Raw genomic sequence first — 16,752 nt, forward strand, 5'->3', positions numbered from 1 at the left:
GGAAGGGATGGAGAAGGTATGGCTTCTGAAAGTTCATTTGATATTGTATCCAAAATGGACATGCAGGAATTAACGAACGCGATCGATCAGACGGAACGGGAAATCGCCAATCGATATGACTTTAAAGGCAGCAAAAGCGATCTTAAGGTCGAAAAAGATGATCTGGTCATCGTATCGGATGATGAATACAAGCTGGGAGCTGTAATTGACATTTTACAAACGAAAATGATCAAACGAGGACTGCCTATCAAAAACCTGGATTATGGCAAAGTTGAGCCGGCTTCACTGGGAACTGTACGCCAGCGCATTAAATTGAAGCAGGGCATCGATGCGGAGAATGCGAAGAAAATTAATGTCATGATCCGCGATTCCAAACTGAAGGTGAAGAGCCAGATTCAAGGCGATCAAATCCGCGTCACAGGCAAAAGCAAGGATGATTTACAGCAAGTGATGCAACTGCTTCGCAAAGGCGATCTATCCGTGGATTTGCAATTTACAAACTTCAAATAATGTCACGATATAATGGTCTTTCTCTGCGTCCAAGGCGTGGAGGGGGGCCTTTGTACTTTTTTGACATGCTATATTCATAAAGCTTATACTTGTATGGAAAAACGGGTATTTCGGTTATTTTCGATGGGGGATACTGCATATGATTGAAAAAGTAAAGATCGTGACACTCGGTTGTGAAAAAAATTTAGTGGATTCGGAAATCATGTCTGGCCTGATCGATCAAAGAGGCTACCGCCTAGTCGAGGATCGTGAGGAAGCGACGGTTATTATCGTGAACACATGCGGTTTTATTGATGCGGCCAAGGAAGAGTCAGTCAATACGATTCTGGACCTGGCGGATCTGAAACAGACCGCTAACCTAAAGGCTTTAATTGTGTCCGGCTGTCTCACGCAGCGGTACAAGCAGGCGTTAATGGAAGAAATGCCTGAGATCGATGGTATTGTCGGTACGGGTGATTTTTACAATATTAATGAAATTGTCGATGAGGCGCTAAAGGGAAAGAAACCGATTCAAGTCGGAAATCCGGTGTTTAATTATGAAGAGGTGCTGCCTCGCAAGCTATCGACTGCTAAATATACGACGTATGTAAAAATAGCCGAAGGCTGCGATAACAACTGCACCTTCTGCAGCATTCCGATTATGCGGGGCAGCTTCCGCAGCCGCTCTATTGAATCGGTCGTGGCTGAGGTGAAGCACATGGCTGCGCAAGGGGTAAAAGAGATCAGCCTGATCGCCCAGGATTCTACGAATTACGGAACCGATCTGTACGGAGAATATAAGCTGGCAGAGCTGATGGATCACGTGACTAAGGTAGATGGTATTGAATGGGTAAGGCTGCACTATGCTTATCCTGGCTTTTTTACGGATGAATTGATCGAGATGATCGCGGCGAACCCTAAAATTTGCAAGTATGTGGACATGCCGCTGCAGCATAGCGAAGACGCTGTCCTCAAGCGAATGCGCCGGCCTGGACGGAACCGGGACATCCGGGAGCTTGTGGCCAAAATCCGCGCTCGAATTCCAAATGTGGCCCTGCGTACATCGCTCATTGTCGGATTTCCAGGGGAAACGGACGAAGACTTTGCAAGGTTGTGCGAATTTGTTAAAGAGATTAAGTTTGACCGGTTAGGTGTATTTACATATTCAAAAGAAGAGGACACGCCAGCGTCCAGGCTGCCTGATCAAGTGCCCGAAGAGGTGAAGGAATGGCGCGCAAACACACTGATGGAAATTCAGCGTGAAGTGTCCAATCAAAGCAGCGGTAAATATATCGGCCAAGTGATGGATGTGCTTGTGGAGCGTTATGACGGGCGCAGCGACGTATATATTGGACGTTCCCAGTACGATGCTCCGGAAATCGACGGCGAAGTATATGTAGCCAACTGCCCAGTAGGGATCGGCGAGATGGCCAAGGTTCGCATTACCCATGCCTATGAATACGACTTGTCCGGGGAGGGTGTCCTTTGAATTTACCCAATCGCATAACGCTTGCGCGTATTATGATGATTCCCCTTATGCTTGTTTTTTTGCTGCTGGATTTCCAGTGGCTCTCTTATGAGCTAAAGCTCGGGGTGTATACGCTGCCGCTCAACCAATTAATCGGCGCATTATTGTTTATTGTCGCAGCCTCTACAGACGGCATCGACGGTTACATTGCCCGCAAGCATAACCTCGTTACCAATCTTGGCAAGCTGCTTGATCCGCTGGCAGACAAGCTGCTCGTGGCTGCAGTGCTGGTTGCGCTCGTCTCCATGGGCGAGATTGAAGCGGTCATAGCGATTATTATCATCAGCCGTGAATTTGCAGTGACCGGACTGCGTGAAATCGCATTGCTTGAGGGGGCTGTCATCGCTGCCAGCAAATGGGGCAAGGCGAAGACCGTTGCGCAAATCATTGCCATTTCAGCGCTGCTTCTGAACAATTTTCCGTTCGAATGGCTGGGTATCCCTTTTGACAATATGGCTATTTGGATCGCTACGATCATTACGATTTATTCCGGTATCGATTATTTTGTTAAGAACAAAAATTTGCTTTCGTTTTCTAAAAGCTAATTCTAAAAAGCTAGTTCTAAAAGCTAATATTCAGGTAAGAAAAGAAGCAAGCGGAACAATTTCTTATTAGTATAATACGGAAGCGCTGCTGTACTTGACTGGCGTAAGGAGACGTGAGAGAAAAATGAAAGCGGAAATTATTGCCGTAGGCACCGAGCTGCTGCTCGGGCAAATCGTGAACACCAATGCACAGTTTTTGTCTCAGGAATTGGCGTCTCTTGGTATTGACGTATATTTTCAGACGGTGGTCGGCGACAATATGGGGCGGTTATGCCAAGCGATACGGGCCGCTCAGTCCAGAGCGGATTTGCTCATCTTTTCGGGCGGTATCGGACCAACTCAGGATGATTTGACGAAAGAGGCGCTAGCTTCGGTGCTGGGGAGATCCCTTCATTATGACCGGATGGCGATGGACAGCCTCGACCGGTTTTTCCAAGGCCGCGGAACGCCAATGACGGAGAACAATTTGCGCCAGGCGCTAGCAATAGATGGCTGTACGCCGCTGCAGAATGAGACGGGACTTGCGGTAGGGAATGCGATTGAGCAGAACGGAAAGTTCTATATCGTATTGCCCGGGCCGCCGAAAGAAATGATCCCTATGGTTCAAAATCAGGCGAAGACCTGGATATTGCAGCATGTGCTCACGCACGAGAAGCCGATCTATTCCAAAATGCTCAAATTTGCCGGCATCGGCGAATCCGCACTGGAAACCCGGGTGATCGATTTGATTGAACAGCAAAGCGACCCGACTGTGGCCCCGTACGCCAAGGAGAGTGAAGTTACCCTTCGTCTAACGACGAAGGCGGACAGTGAAAGCGAGGCGATGGCCAAGCTGGAAGGACTGGAGCAGGAAATCAGTTCCCGGTTTGCCGATCATTTGTACGCCACGGAAGATGTGCCTATTGAGAAAACGATCGTCGATATGCTGACCGAGCGGAACCTGACGGTCAGCTGCGCAGAGAGCTGTACCGGCGGATTGCTCATGCAGACGATTACTACGATTCCCGGGAGCGCTGCCGTATTTCACGGTGGAATCGTATGCTATTCCAATGAAATGAAAGAGAAGCTTCTGAATGTTCCTCATGATATGCTGGAGGGGGAGTCGGCTCCCGGTGCGGTCAGCGCTGAGACGGCAAAAGTGCTCGCGGAGCAGGTCCGGATGATCGTGGACACCGACTTCGGCTTGTCGATTACCGGTGTTGCCGGCCCGGGATACTCCGAACGCAAGCCGGTGGGGCTCGTATATATCGGCATATCGCGCCGCGGCAAGGATACAGCGGTATATGAGCTGAACCTGAAGGGCAATCGGGAAACGATCCGCATGCGCTCAACGAAGACGATACTTTATCATTTATGGAAGCTGCTTAAGGAAATAGAAGGCAAGGCATAACCTTTCTTGCACGCAGTTATTGTTCGCAGTATAATGTAATTACGGAAGAACCGTAGCCTGACAAATTGTTTGCGCTGCGGTTCTTTTTTTGTTTCTTTATATAAATGAGCGGATGAAAGAAGCAATTATCCCGTGTTTTTGTCGTTATGTTTAATTTCATATCATTGCGGTATTGCGGCCTTGCGGCGGGATTTACAACGCGAGTTCATCCCCTCATGGGCCATCACAAGAACAATTTCCGAACACGGCCAAGCTTCAATTAAACGAAAATCAACTATTACTCAAAGGAGGAATCTAAAAAGTTGAATACGCTAAATGGAATTCATGTATCTAATCGCGCTCTAAGCGAATGGTTCAGGGGATTAGATGGATTTTACGTACCTAAACTTCAGAATCCAGCCCATCATTGATAATTTACTTTACTAGCGACATGGAATCCATTTAAATCCATATTCCTTTCCTTGGCGCAGAAACTAACTACTATAAATCCATTTACTGTATCTAAGGTGCATTAGAATTAAGCACCGAAAATCGCAGCACCTTGAGAGTCAGACATCATCGTATGTCCTTCCCGAGTACTGCTTTAAGAGCACTGCGCCCAAAGCGAGCGTATCCCGCAGGGAGAGCGCCCTCCTAGCTGGCATTAGAATCAAACACGGCCAAAGGCCCCACCGAGTGTGTTACAGCATCATTGTATGCCCATCACGAGCAAATCACTAGGAGCACTGCGCCCAAAGCGAGCGTATCCCGAAGAGAGAGCGCCCTCCTAGCTGGCATTAGAATCAAACACGGCCAATGGCCTCACCCTAGTGTGTTACAGCATCATTGTATGCCCATCGCGAGCAACTCACTAAGAGCACTGCTCCTAAAGCGAGCGTATCCCGAAGGGAGAGCGCTCTCCTAGCTAGGAGTAGAACCAAACGCCGCAAACTGCTTCTCCCAGCGCCCAGCAGGAGCACAACCCTAAAGCGTGCCCGCGGGGCGACAAGCGGCTTGCTTGCAGTAAAATGTTCGGGAGATCCACCTTTACTCATTGAGCAGCGTGTCTTCAGGTAGCCCGGGTGGACCCAAAGTAAGACGTACCCGAAGGGGGAAAAGCGTTCCACGCTCAACAGTCAAGCGCATCCCCAAAGGGGACAGCGTGCAGGAGCGCCTCTGTCACTCCCACGTTCCCCCAATTTGCGGGAGTCCCGATGGGCTGCAAGCCCTGCGGGGGCCCTCCCTTACGGTAAGGGAGGGTTTGGGAGGGTTGAGCCACCCGAATGTATGTTCGAAAAAATGCTTGGCAAACGTTCCAAAACAAGGTACAATTATATTATAACAAGCCTGAAATTAATTAATTTTGATAAGGATGTGAGCTGATTGTCAGATCGTCGTGCAGCGCTGGATATGGCGCTTCGTCAAATAGAAAAGCAATTCGGTAAAGGTTCAATTATGAAACTGGGTGAATCTACGCATATGCAGGTGGAAATTGTACCCAGCGGCTCATTGGCGCTAGATATAGCTCTCGGCACAGGCGGCTTGCCTCGCGGCCGGATTATTGAAGTATACGGCCCGGAGTCTTCCGGTAAGACAACGGTGGCTTTGCACGCTATCGCTGAAGTTCAGAAAGTGGGAGGACAAGCTGCATTTATCGATGCAGAGCATGCGCTTGATCCTTCGTATGCCAGCAAGCTGGGTGTAAACATTGATGAATTGCTGCTTTCTCAGCCGGATACAGGAGAACAGGCGCTGGAAATCGCCGAAGCACTCGTCCGAAGCGGAGCTGTCGATGTTATCGTAATCGACTCCGTTGCTGCGCTTGTACCTAAAGCGGAGATTGAAGGGGAGATGGGGGATTCGCACGTTGGCTTGCAGGCGAGGCTGATGTCCCAAGCACTTCGTAAATTGTCCGGAGCGATTAGCAAATCCAAGACAATTGCCATATTTATTAACCAGCTGCGCGAGAAAGTCGGCGTTATGTTCGGAAATCCCGAGACGACGCCAGGCGGCCGGGCATTGAAGTTCTACTCTACGGTCCGCCTCGATGTACGCCGCATTGAGACGATCAAGATGGGCAATGACATGGTAGGTAACCGCACAAGAATTAAAGTAGTCAAGAATAAGGTAGCCCCTCCATTCAAGCAGGCGGAGATTGATATTATGTACGGTGAAGGAATTTCGAAGGAAGGCAGCATTATTGATATCGGGGTGGAACTTGACATCGTTGATAAAAGCGGTGCATGGTACTCTTATTCTGGAGAGCGGTTAGGCCAAGGCCGCGAGAATGCCAAGCAATTTTTGAAGGAGAACCCACATATTTGTGATGCAATTGAACAGAAAATTCGCGAGGCCAGCAATTTGACGACATTGGTTCCTTCCGCCTCGGCAAACGAGCTTGCGGCGGAAGAGAAAGAAGAGCAGGCGCTTTTCGAAGAATAAGGAACAATAATTCGAAGAATGTAAGAAACAATAATAAATGTTGATGATGATGCGCCCTGTAGTCTGGTGGAATCCAGGACAGGGCGCATTTATGTTGTGACTTCATTGTGCTGTATAACAAAATTTAAGTCATGATCAATGGGAAGTAAAGGTTGAACAAGGAGGACTGTCCGATGAGCGAACGTTACAGAAGCTGGGGGAGAAAGAGCACTCGGGGGAAGGAAAATAGCCCCTTGGAGAAAGAACAGGGAATAGTTGATATTTCTGAAGAGCGCTTTTGGGGAAAGACTATAGATGAGCCCAGTCATGAAAAGGAGAGCTTCGCGGATTTTCCTGAGGAAGGCGAATTGGAAATCACGAAAGTGGAGGCTCTAAGGCGGCCTAAATTCAGGTATCGTATCTATTTCGGCCCCTATGCCATTGAAGTTCATGAAGATGTCATGATTAAATACCGGATGATAAAAGGAACCGCTTTTTCCAAAGCTGATCTGGAAGAAATTATCGCTGCCGATGAGCGGCAGAGAAGCTACGGAGATGCTCTAGCCTACTTAAGCCGCAAACCGCGTACAGCTTACGAAATCTGCCTGCGCCTGGACGAAAAGGGGTGGAGCGAGGGCACGGCAAGTGACGTGATTCGCAGGCTAACGCAGGAGGGCCTAGTAGATGATGCCGCATACGCCCAAGAATGGGTCAGGCAGCGTGTAGGAAGCCACGGGAAGGGTAAACTATGGGTTCGTCATGAATTGCAGCAGAAGGGCATTGCCAAGCCTTTAATCGAGGAAGCGCTGAACGAAGTGAGCGAAGAGGATGAATATGATAGCGCCTTTCAGCTGGGATTAAAAAAATGGAAATCCACTAAAGGTGAATTGATGGAAAGGAAACGTAAGACAGGGGCTTTTCTTATGCGCAGAGGATACCCGGGCGGACTCGTCGCGAAAGTCATTCGCGAGTTGGTGCGTCAGGATGGTCAGGAATATGCGGAGGATTGGGAAGAGGAATAGGCCTGTCGCAGCGGCTGCTGTCATTTGCTTGACAATATCTTTCGTCAAATAATAAAATGTCTATATGTACAGAGTCCTTTTTTCCTTCCAAAATCATGACTCTGTGCACATTCTATTCGCCAATCATGAAGGCTTATAATGACGTGGCTCAGGATTAACGATGAGCAGCCTACCTGAATCGGCCTGTATACGATTCTTAGAAATGATGATGAATTGAGAAAGTTAACTACAACTGCAAGTATCCCAAGGAATGCCTTGGAGGAATCAACGGGGAGGTGAACAGATGGACGACTATGGAGTCTGGATCGCTCTCGTTGCAGCCGCTTTATTCTTTGGGTTCGTGATCGGATATTTTATTCGCAAGTCTCTTGCAGAAGCTAAAATTTCCAGTGCTGAACATGCTGCAAGCCAAATTTTGGAAAGCGCAAAGAAGGATGCAGAAGCACTGAAGAAAGAAACAGTTCTGGAAGCTAAGGACGAAGTCCATAAAATCCGGACTGAAGCTGATAAAGACATTCGTGAACGTCGAAATGAAGTTCAACGGCAGGAAAGACGATTGTTGCAAAAGGAAGAGTCGCTGGATAAAAAATTGGAATCGCTGGAACGTAAAGAAGAGCAGGTGGCAGGCAAAGAGAAGCGAATTGAAGAAACTCAGCAGCAAATTGATCTGATTTATAAAAGCCAGGTTGCGGAATTGGAACGCATCTCCAATTTAAGTATGGAGGATGCGCGGACTATTATTCTGAACAACGTGGAGCAGGAAGTCCGCCATGAAACAGCACAGCTGATTAAAGACATTGAACAGCAGGCGAAAGAGGAAGCGGATAAGAAATCCCGTGAAATTATCTCGCTGGCGATTCAACGCTGTGCCGCCGATCATGTTGCAGAAACAACCGTATCTGTCGTAGCATTGCCGAACGAGGAGATGAAAGGCCGGATTATCGGACGTGAAGGCCGGAATATCCGGGCACTTGAGACGTTGACGGGGATCGATCTGATCATTGATGATACTCCGGAGGCGGTCATCTTGTCAGGCTTTGATCCGATTCGTCGCGAAATTGCCCGTACTGCACTGGAGAAGCTTGTGGCAGATGGACGAATTCATCCGGCGCGGATTGAAGAAATGGTCGAGAAATCCCGTCGCGAGGTGGATGAACGGATTCGTGAATATGGTGAGCAAGCTACCTTTGAGGTGGGTGTCCATGCTTTACATCCGGATCTGATTAAAATTTTGGGACGTCTAAAATTCCGGACAAGCTACGGACAAAATGTGCTGAAACACTCGATGGAAGTTGCTTATTTGGCTGGCCTGATGGCTGGGGAATTAGGCGAGGACATCGTTCTGGCGAAGCGTGCGGGTTTGCTGCATGATATCGGTAAAGCGCTTGATCATGAAGTGGAAGGATCTCATGTCGAGATCGGCGTGGAACTGGCTAAGAAGTACAAAGAGCATCCGGTGGTTATCAACAGTATTGCATCCCACCATGGCGACTGTGAGGCTACCTCGGTGATTGCGATGCTGGTAGGTGCGGCTGACGCCTTGTCTGCTGCAAGACCTGGCGCTCGTCGAGAAACGCTGGAGACGTACATCCGGCGTCTGGAGAAGCTTGAAGAGATTTCGGAGTCGTTCGAGGGTGTCGAGAAATCGTACGCTATTCAAGCTGGCCGTGAGGTTCGCGTTATGGTGCAGCCTGACAAAATCGACGATGCAGAAGCATTCCGTCTTGCCAGAGATATTACGAAGACGATTGAGAATGAGCTGGATTACCCAGGGCATATCAAAGTTACCGTTATTCGTGAGACGAGAGCGGTTGAATACGCAAAGTAAAGGTAATGCTGAGAAGTGGCCCCGCGGGGCCGCTTTTTCTCATTGCTGCAGACATAAAGCCAGGTTTTTATGATGTGAAAAAGGTTATTAGTTATAGAGGAGGAAAAATCATTAAGGTATTATTTATCGGAGATATCGTTGGAAATACGGGCCGGAAAGCATTAAAGGAAACACTTCCTCATTTGAAATCGAAATTCAATCCGCATGTCATTATAGCTAACGGTGAAAATGCTGCCGGAGGAAGAGGGATAACCGCAGCGATTGCGAAGGAGTTTTTTGAACTTGGCGTTCATGGCCTGACGATGGGCAACCATACTTGGGACAATAAAGACATTTTTGATTTCATTGATGACGAGCCGCGAATGGTCCGTCCGGCTAACTTTCCGCCAGGTACGCCAGGAATGGGTCATACCGTGATCAAAGCGAATGGAAAAGAACTGGGGGTTGTCAATTTGATGGGGCGGACCTTTCTCCCGGCGATCGATGATCCGTTTAGAGCCGCCGATGAAATCGTCGGGAAATTAGCGAAGAAGCATAAGTGCATCCTGGTCGATTTTCACGCTGAAGCTACCTCGGAAAAAATCGCAATGGGCTGGCATTTGGATGGCCGTGTCTCGCTGGTCGTTGGTACGCATACGCATGTGCAAAGCAATGATGATATCATTCTGCCGCAAGGAACCGCATATTTGACCGATGTTGGGATGGTTGGATCGCGTGAGGGCGTGCTTGGAATGCAGAGGGAAGCGGTGCTCCGTAAGTTTATAACGCAGCTTCCTGTGCGTTTTCAAGTGTGCGAGGGCAAATGGCATTTTCACGCTGTCGTTGTCGATATAGATGAATCTACCGGCAGGGCGAAGAAAATAACTAAAATTCGTATGCTGGAAGATGAATGGATTTTGGATTAACTTTGAAGCAACAGAAACATTGCCTCTTGAAAGAAGGAGAACATGGTAAAAAGCAGGAATTTTTTCGCTTCTAACGAATATCTTCTAAGTAGTGGAATCAACCATTATTCCCAGGGAGGTACTTACCATGGAAGTATTAAAAGTTTCAGCAAAATCCAATCCCAACTCCGTTGCCGGTGCGCTTGCTGGAGTTCTAAGAGAACGTGGCGCTGCTGAACTTCAGGCTATTGGGGCCGGTGCTCTTAATCAAGCCATAAAAGCGGTAGCGATTGCCCGGGGATTCGTCGCACCTAGCGGTGTTGACTTGATTTGTATTCCGGCGTTTACGGACATTGTCATTGATGGTGAAGATCGTACAGCAATTAAACTGATCGTTGAACCTAGATAAAATAATAAACGTTCCAGCTATAAGTAGATACCTGTTTACGAGCGTAATGACGTAGACAGGTTTTTTGCATTAGGGAGAGCCGATGCTGTCATTTTTCGTTTCATTTCGCGGCCGATAGTGTAATCAGCTAATGAAAAGAGGGGTGTAAAGGTTGAAATTGAAAGTCGTCGATTTCCATTGTGATGCACTGAGTAAAATGCAGCTTAACCCGGGAATGGACTTCAATACAGACGACAAACTCGACGTTACAGCAGAACGGATGGAACGAGGCAATGTGATGCTGCAGTGCTTTGCCATTTTTGTACCCAAACGTCTTGGTTCTCCGAATATGGGGCATATTCTGGATCAAATAGATATTTACAAAACAAACGTCGTTCCCAGCGGAATACACCCGCTTCGTTTCGCCGAAGATTTGGAGTGGTGGGAGCGGATGGACGCGAAGGGCGGCCTGCTGTCCTTGGAAGGAGCGGACGGTCTGGAAAGCAATCTGCATTATTTGCGGATTTGCTTTGATCTTGGCGTAAGATTTCTAGGTCTGACCTGGAATAATGCAAACTGGGCTGCCGATGGCATCATGGAGGCACGGGGCGGAGGATTGACTTCCAAAGGGGGCGAGCTGGTTCATTTGTGCCATCAGCTTGGCATGATCCTTGACGTATCCCATTTGTCTCATCAAGGCTTCTGGGACCTTGCTGAGCTTGCGGAAGCGGCCGGAAGGCCCTTCATCGCCTCTCATTCCAATGCCTATCGCATTTGTCCGCACGTTAGAAATTTGCATGATGAGCAAATTACCGCTATGATACGGATGAATGGCCGAATTGGTGTGACATTTGTCCCATGGTTCGTGCATAATAGTAATATAGTGTCTAGCAAACAGCTATTGCCGCATATTGAACATATATGCTCTTTGGGGGGCGAAAATCATATTATGTTCGGTTCTGACTTCGATGGAATAGAATATCATCTAAGTGATTTTAGTCATTGCGGACAATATTCGGAGTGGGCGGAAACCCTGCTAAAACATTACCCCGAGCAGCTTGTCCGGGGGTGGTTGTACGGCAATGCGGTTGAGTTTTTGCGAGCGTGGCTGCCAAAAAAGGAGAAAGCGCTTTAATTAATCCAATCGTGAGATCGATATGATCGAAAACAACTATATGAGAAAAGGCTCGAAAACGCTTGCTTTTTATTCGTTTGCGACATAAAATTGACATGACTCTGAAACAGAATGTTCACAAATATGGAAGCGGCGGAATGATGCTTCCAAGTTAACATTCTAGCTGCACTATAAATATACTAAATAGTGCTAAGCGATACGATTAAAGGGGTGGGCGATCTTGATTAGTCAATTGTCTTGGAAGATCGGTGGACAGCAAGGTGAAGGCGTTGAAAGTACGGATCGAATTTTTTCGACGGCCTTGAACAGACTTGGATATTATTTATACGGGTATCGTCATTTTTCTTCCCGTATTAAGGGCGGCCATACGAATAACAAAATTCGGATCAGTACAATGCCGATTCGTGCGATTTCCGACGATTTGGACATTTTAGTCGCTTTTGACCAAGAAAGTATCGATTTGAATGCACACGAGCTTCGCAGCGGTGGTGTCATCGTAGCGGATGCGAAATTCGATCCTACTGTTCCTGAAGGTGTGGATGCAACTCTTTTCGCAGTTCCAATTACGGCGATTGCGGAGGAGCTGGGTACTTCACTGATGAAAAATATGGTGGCGTCCGGTGCATCATGGGCATTGCTTGGTCTGCCATTGGAAGTGTTCAATAAAGCAGTCGAAGAAGAGTTTGGCCGCAAAGGGCCAGCTATCGTTGAGAAAAATATCGAAGCGGTGAAACGCGGTGCGGATTATGTACTTGAGCTTGCTGGAGGGCCTATCGACAGCTTCAAGCTAGGGCCTGCAGACGGCAAGCAAAAGCTCTTCATGATCGGTAATGACGCTATCGGTCTCGGAGCGGTTGCGGCAGGATGCCGGATTATGAGTGCCTATCCGATTACACCGGCTTCTGAAATTATGGAATATTTAATTACAAAATTGCCGAAATTCGGCGGAACAGTCGTTCAAACCGAAGATGAAATCGCCGCAATTACGATGGCGATCGGCTCGAACTATGCTGGCGTTCGGACAATGACCGCATCGGCGGGACCCGGTTTATCTCTAATGATGGAAGCGATTGGGCTGGCCGGCATGACGGAGACGCCTGTCGTTATTGTAGATACGCAGCGTGGAGGACCAAGTACGGGGCTTCCAACGAAGCAGGAGCAAAGTGACATTAACGCACTGATCTACGGTACTCATGGTGAAATTCCGAAAATTGTAATTGCGCCTAGTTCAATCGAAGAATGCTTCTACGACACGATTGAAGCCTTTAACCTGGCGGATAAATATCAGGTGCCTGTCATTTTGGCGACGGATCTTCAGCTTTCGCTAGGCAAGCAGTCCTGTGAAATGCTTGATTATAACAAGATCGTCATTGACCGCGGATATGTAGTGAAGGATATTCCAGATCGCGAAGATGGCAGCATGTTCAACCGCTATGCGTTCACGGAGAATGGTATTTCTCCACGGGTGCTGCCTGGCGAGAAGAACGGCATTCACCACGTTACCGGCGTAGAGCATGACGAGGCAGGCCGTCCATCAGAAAGCCCGATTAACCGGAAGAAAATGATGGATAAGCGTTTACGCAAGCTGAACAAACTGGAAGTGACGAACCCGATCCACCTGCAAGCGCCGCATGCTGAGCCGGATATTCTCGTCATCGGAATGGGCTCGACGGGCGGTACCATTGACCAGGCGCGCACGCGTCTCGATGGCGAAGGCATCAAGACAAACCATATGACTGTGCGGCTGCTGCACCCGTTTCCGGTGGATGAAGTTCTTCCGCAAATTCAGAAAGCGAAGAAAGTACTCGTCCTGGAGAACAACGCAACTGGCCAGCTGGCCAATTTGATTAAGCAAAACATCGGACATCACGATAAAATTGTCAATGTGCTTAAATATGACGGTAATCCGTTCCTTCCTTCGGAAGTTTACAACGAATGCAAAAATGTAGCCGGAAATAAACCGCAGGAGGAGTTGGTGTAAATGGCAACTTTTAAGGATTTTCGCAATAAAATTAAACCGAATTGGTGTCCTGGGTGCGGAGACTTCTCCGTGCAAGCTGCCATTCAACGCGCTGCGGCCAATGTAGGGCTGGAGCCGGAGGAGTTGGCTGTCATTTCCGGAATCGGTTGTTCCGGCCGGATTTCCGGGTATATTAACGCTTACGGCCTCCATGGCATTCATGGGCGCGCACTGCCGATTGCCCAAGGGGTGAAGCTGGCGAATCGTGACCTGACGGTTATTGCTTCCGGCGGCGACGGCGACGGCTTCGCGATTGGTTTAGGTCATACGGTTCATGCGATTCGCCGCAACATTAACATTACCTATATCGTTATGGATAACCAGATTTATGGTCTTACCAAAGGACAAACTTCCCCACGGAGCGGCGAAGGCTTCAAAACGAAGAGTACGCCCGAAGGTTCAATCGAATCTACGTTGTCTCCGCTGGAGGTCGCGCTCGCTTCGGGAGCGACTTTTGTAGCGCAATCGTTCTCCAGTGATTTGAAACAGTTGACTTCACTAATTGAACAAGGGATCCAGCATGAAGGCTTTTCACTCATTAACGTATTCAGCCCATGCGTCACGTTCAACAAAGTGAACACCTACGACTGGTTCAAGGAGAACATCATCAATCTGGATACGGTGGAAGGCTATGATCCTACAAACCGTCTAGCTGCGATGACGAAGCTGATGGAGACGGGCAGCATGATTACCGGCTTGATCTATCAGAACAAAGAGAAGAGAAGTTACGAGAATCTCGTACACGGCTTTTCCCGGGAACCGCTGGCGCATCAATCGCTGGCATTATCCGAAGCTGACTTTGACAATCTTGTAGCGGAATTCAGATAATTTAGTGAAAGACGTCCATTTTGTACGGACGTCTTTTTCTTTTTGTTTGGATTAGGTGTATAATGGGTATCGATGTGAAACGATATCGACATAGAGAAAAAACTGAGGAGTGTTTGCAAAATGAGCAAAACAGTGCCAGTCGGCGTATCAGCGCGTCATATTCATTTGACTCAAGAACATATCGAGACTTTGTTCGGACAAGGCTACCAGCTTACGGAATTTAAGCCGCTATCCCAGCCGGGGCAATTTGCGGCCAACGAGACGGTTGCTGTCATCGGTCCGAAGGGTCAATTCGACAAAGTGCGTATACTGGGACCTGCACGTCCTGCTTCGCAGCTCGAAATTTCCCGTACGGATTCGTTTGCCATCGGTGTGAAGGCGCCCGTTAGGGAATCTGGAAATATCGATGGTACACCAGGCATTAAAGTTAAAGGCCCGGCCGGAGAAGTGGAACTGCAAGAAGGGGTAATCGTTGCGGCTCGCCATATTCATTTCCATACCTCTGATGCTGAGAAATGGGGCATTAAAGATAAACAAATGCTGAAAGTTCGTTTGAGCGGAGAGCGCGGCCTTGTGCTGGAAAACGTCATTGCGCGCGTATCTGATTCCTTTGCACTGGACATGCATATCGATACGGACGAGGCTAATGCAGCTGGCGCCAGCAATGGCGATACGGCTGAAATTATTGATTAATTTACAGTATTTGATAACGGGCTATTCCAAGGAGTTTCTCCTGTGGATAGCCCGTTTCAGCATTTTTATAGTTAATTTTTATAGTTTATGGTTTACGTTGCCTGCGTATTCTCAATTGATACGGCGTGAGCGATGCAAGGGATCGTCTCGCCCTGCTGGAATGACAAGGGAGAGAGAAGCGCGCCTGTCGCTACGACAAGAATTCGGTTTAATTCGCCGCGCTCCAGTTGATTCAGCAAGTGTCCATAGGTTACGACAGCGGAACAAGCACAGCCGCTGGCCCCCGCTTGAACTTTCTGTTTGGTGTAATCGTAAATCATCATCCCGCAGTCCTTATAAACGGTTCCTTCCATCGGGATACGATGTTCTCTCAGTAAATCTTTGGCGATATCATAGCCTATTTTGGCTAAGTCGCCTGTGACGATCAGGTCATAGTACGACGGATCGATTCTCAAATCCCTGAAATGGGCTTGAATGGTGTCTACCGCCGCAGGTGCCATGGCCGCTCCCATATTAAACGGGTCGCTGATTCCCATATCGATAACTCTGCCAATCGTCGCTGAAGTGACAGACGGACCATTCCCCTCCAGTGATACTACGGCAGCGCCAGACCCGGTGACGGTAAACTGGGCCGTTGGCGGCTTCTGGGAGCCATACTCCGTCGGATAGCGGAACTGCTTCTCCGCACTGGCGTTATGGCTGCACGTACCGGCCAGTGCGTATTTGGCACCGCCATGATTCACGGTGAAAGAAGCGAGCGCGAGACTTTCCATCGAGGTGGAACAGGCACCGAAGAGGCCTAGGAAAGGGATGTTTAGCGATCTGGCGGCAAAGCTGCTGCTGATGATCTGATTCATCAAATCTCCGCCAAAATAAAACTGAACCTGCTCTTTGTTCAGACCTGCTTTTTTTACGGCTAGGTTGGCTGATTCTTCAATGAGCGTCTTCTCCGCCTTCTCCCAGCTTTCCTGTCCGAGATACAGGTCTGAATGTATGATGTCAAAATCTTCGGCCAACGGCCCATCGCCCTCGAATGGGCCAACGATCGCCGCCCTGCCGACGATCTTCGGTTTGTTCTCAAATATCCAGCTTTGGTGGCCTTTAAGCATGTCACGAACCTCCTCCTCCTGTATATCCAGGCACGAAAATCGCGTAAATTAGCCCAATGATGAACGCGGCTACGGTACCGAATACGATAACGGATCCGGCTAATTTAAACATTCCCGCTCCGATTCCCAGGACGGTTCCTTCGCTGCGATGCTCAATGGCGGAAGAGGCCATGGAATTGGCGAAGCCGGTAACTGGCACGGCGGACCCGGCGCCGGCCCACTGGGCGATTTTATCGTAAACTCCTAGTGCCGTAAGTATGACGGATAGTAATATCAGTATGGCAACGGTCGGGTTTCCCGCATCCTTTTCCGTAAAACCGCCATACTTCATGAATGCTTGCCGAATAGCTTCTCCAATAAGGCAGATCGTCCCTCCGATCAGAAAAGCACGGATACAATTGCTCCATACGGGGCGCTTCGGTTCTTTGGATTGTGCCAGCTTCTGGTATTTTTGCTGGACCGGCGTCATCTTTTCGTTTTTGTTACCCATCGA

General features: G+C 48.5%; 15 protein-coding genes. 13 read left to right on the plus strand and 2 right to left on the minus strand.

The window, feature by feature from the left end:
* The first annotated feature begins 18 nt into the window (after positions 1-18).
* The 13 genes from G358_RS0126165 to pduL all read left to right on the plus strand — a co-directional run bounded on the left by G358_RS0126165 (position 19) and on the right by pduL (position 15,150).
* Positions 19-510 carry a YajQ family cyclic di-GMP-binding protein gene (locus G358_RS0126165; protein ID WP_019640226.1) on the plus strand — a complete coding sequence of 164 codons (492 nt, stop codon included), beginning with the start codon at positions 19-21 and terminating at the stop codon, positions 508-510.
* A 139-nt stretch (positions 511-649) separates the two neighbouring features.
* Positions 650-1,978 carry a 30S ribosomal protein S12 methylthiotransferase RimO gene (gene rimO, locus G358_RS0126170; protein WP_019640227.1) on the plus strand — a complete coding sequence of 443 codons (1,329 nt, stop codon included), beginning with the start codon at positions 650-652 and terminating at the stop codon, positions 1,976-1,978.
* Entirely contained in the window at positions 1,975-2,562 is a 588-nt protein-coding gene (gene pgsA, locus G358_RS0126175; RefSeq protein WP_019640228.1) for a CDP-diacylglycerol--glycerol-3-phosphate 3-phosphatidyltransferase, read from the plus strand. Before rimO ends, pgsA begins: the two co-directional genes overlap by 4 nt.
* A gap of 124 nt (positions 2,563-2,686) precedes the next feature.
* Entirely contained in the window at positions 2,687-3,952 is a 1,266-nt protein-coding gene (locus G358_RS0126180; protein ID WP_019640229.1) for a competence/damage-inducible protein A, read from the plus strand.
* A 1,362-nt stretch (positions 3,953-5,314) separates the two neighbouring features.
* Positions 5,315-6,373: a recombinase RecA gene (recA, locus tag G358_RS0126190; protein WP_019640231.1), complete on the plus strand. Its 1,059-nt coding sequence runs from the start codon at positions 5,315-5,317 to the stop codon at positions 6,371-6,373.
* A 173-nt stretch (positions 6,374-6,546) separates the two neighbouring features.
* Positions 6,547-7,374: a regulatory protein RecX gene (locus tag G358_RS0126195; protein ID WP_019640232.1), complete on the plus strand. Its 828-nt coding sequence runs from the start codon at positions 6,547-6,549 to the stop codon at positions 7,372-7,374.
* 283 nt (positions 7,375-7,657) lie between these two features.
* Positions 7,658-9,202, plus strand: coding sequence for a ribonuclease Y (rny, locus tag G358_RS0126200; protein WP_019640233.1), 1,545 nt, complete (start codon positions 7,658-7,660; stop codon positions 9,200-9,202).
* Between the two features lie 110 nt (positions 9,203-9,312).
* Positions 9,313-10,107, plus strand: a complete 795-nt coding sequence (locus tag G358_RS0126205) for a TIGR00282 family metallophosphoesterase (protein ID WP_026342481.1) — start codon at positions 9,313-9,315, stop codon at positions 10,105-10,107.
* A gap of 127 nt (positions 10,108-10,234) precedes the next feature.
* Entirely contained in the window at positions 10,235-10,495 is a 261-nt protein-coding gene (locus G358_RS0126210; protein WP_006286829.1) for a stage V sporulation protein S, read from the plus strand.
* 151 nt (positions 10,496-10,646) lie between these two features.
* Positions 10,647-11,609 carry a dipeptidase gene (locus G358_RS0126215; RefSeq protein ID WP_019640235.1) on the plus strand — a complete coding sequence of 321 codons (963 nt, stop codon included), beginning with the start codon at positions 10,647-10,649 and terminating at the stop codon, positions 11,607-11,609.
* Positions 11,610-11,829: 220 nt separating this feature from the next.
* Positions 11,830-13,590 carry a 2-oxoacid:acceptor oxidoreductase subunit alpha gene (locus G358_RS0126220; protein WP_019640236.1) on the plus strand — a complete coding sequence of 587 codons (1,761 nt, stop codon included), beginning with the start codon at positions 11,830-11,832 and terminating at the stop codon, positions 13,588-13,590.
* Positions 13,591-14,457, plus strand: a complete 867-nt coding sequence (locus tag G358_RS0126225) for a 2-oxoacid:ferredoxin oxidoreductase subunit beta (RefSeq protein ID WP_019640237.1) — start codon at positions 13,591-13,593, stop codon at positions 14,455-14,457.
* Positions 14,458-14,577: 120 nt separating this feature from the next.
* Positions 14,578-15,150 carry a phosphate propanoyltransferase gene (gene pduL / locus G358_RS0126230; RefSeq protein ID WP_019640238.1) on the plus strand — a complete coding sequence of 191 codons (573 nt, stop codon included), beginning with the start codon at positions 14,578-14,580 and terminating at the stop codon, positions 15,148-15,150.
* A gap of 92 nt (positions 15,151-15,242) precedes the next feature.
* On the opposite strand, the gene spoVAD is transcribed toward pduL, so the two are convergent.
* Together spoVAD and spoVAC are read right to left on the minus strand one after the other, a co-directional pair.
* Entirely contained in the window at positions 15,243-16,259 is a 1,017-nt protein-coding gene (spoVAD, locus tag G358_RS0126235) for a stage V sporulation protein AD (RefSeq protein WP_019640239.1), read from the minus strand.
* A gap of 1 nt (position 16,260) precedes the next feature.
* Positions 16,261-16,749: a stage V sporulation protein AC gene (gene spoVAC, locus G358_RS0126240; RefSeq protein ID WP_019640240.1), complete on the minus strand. Its 489-nt coding sequence runs from the start codon at positions 16,747-16,749 to the stop codon at positions 16,261-16,263.
* Positions 16,750-16,752: the final 3 nt, after the last annotated feature.

Source organism: Paenibacillus fonticola DSM 21315 (assembly GCF_000381905.1).
Taxonomy (GTDB): domain Bacteria; phylum Bacillota; class Bacilli; order Paenibacillales; family Paenibacillaceae; genus Fontibacillus; species Fontibacillus fonticola.

What these genes read in the sequence shown, in the direction of transcription:
- spoVAD (WP_019640239.1), bottom strand. Translation starts at nt 16,259, where the DNA reads ATGCTTAAAGGCCACCAAAGCTGGATATTTGAGAACAAACCGAAGATC.
- G358_RS0126210 (WP_006286829.1), top strand. Translation starts at nt 10,235, where the DNA reads ATGGAAGTATTAAAAGTTTCAGCAAAATCCAATCCCAACTCCGTTGCC.
- pduL (WP_019640238.1), top strand. Translation starts at nt 14,578, where the DNA reads ATGAGCAAAACAGTGCCAGTCGGCGTATCAGCGCGTCATATTCATTTG.
- G358_RS0126165 (WP_019640226.1), top strand. Translation starts at nt 19, where the DNA reads ATGGCTTCTGAAAGTTCATTTGATATTGTATCCAAAATGGACATGCAG.
- spoVAC (WP_019640240.1), bottom strand. Translation starts at nt 16,749, where the DNA reads ATGGGTAACAAAAACGAAAAGATGACGCCGGTCCAGCAAAAATACCAG.
- rny (WP_019640233.1), top strand. Translation starts at nt 7,658, where the DNA reads ATGGACGACTATGGAGTCTGGATCGCTCTCGTTGCAGCCGCTTTATTC.
- G358_RS0126195 (WP_019640232.1), top strand. Translation starts at nt 6,547, where the DNA reads ATGAGCGAACGTTACAGAAGCTGGGGGAGAAAGAGCACTCGGGGGAAG.
- rimO (WP_019640227.1), top strand. Translation starts at nt 650, where the DNA reads ATGATTGAAAAAGTAAAGATCGTGACACTCGGTTGTGAAAAAAATTTA.
- G358_RS0126180 (WP_019640229.1), top strand. Translation starts at nt 2,687, where the DNA reads ATGAAAGCGGAAATTATTGCCGTAGGCACCGAGCTGCTGCTCGGGCAA.
- G358_RS0126225 (WP_019640237.1), top strand. Translation starts at nt 13,591, where the DNA reads ATGGCAACTTTTAAGGATTTTCGCAATAAAATTAAACCGAATTGGTGT.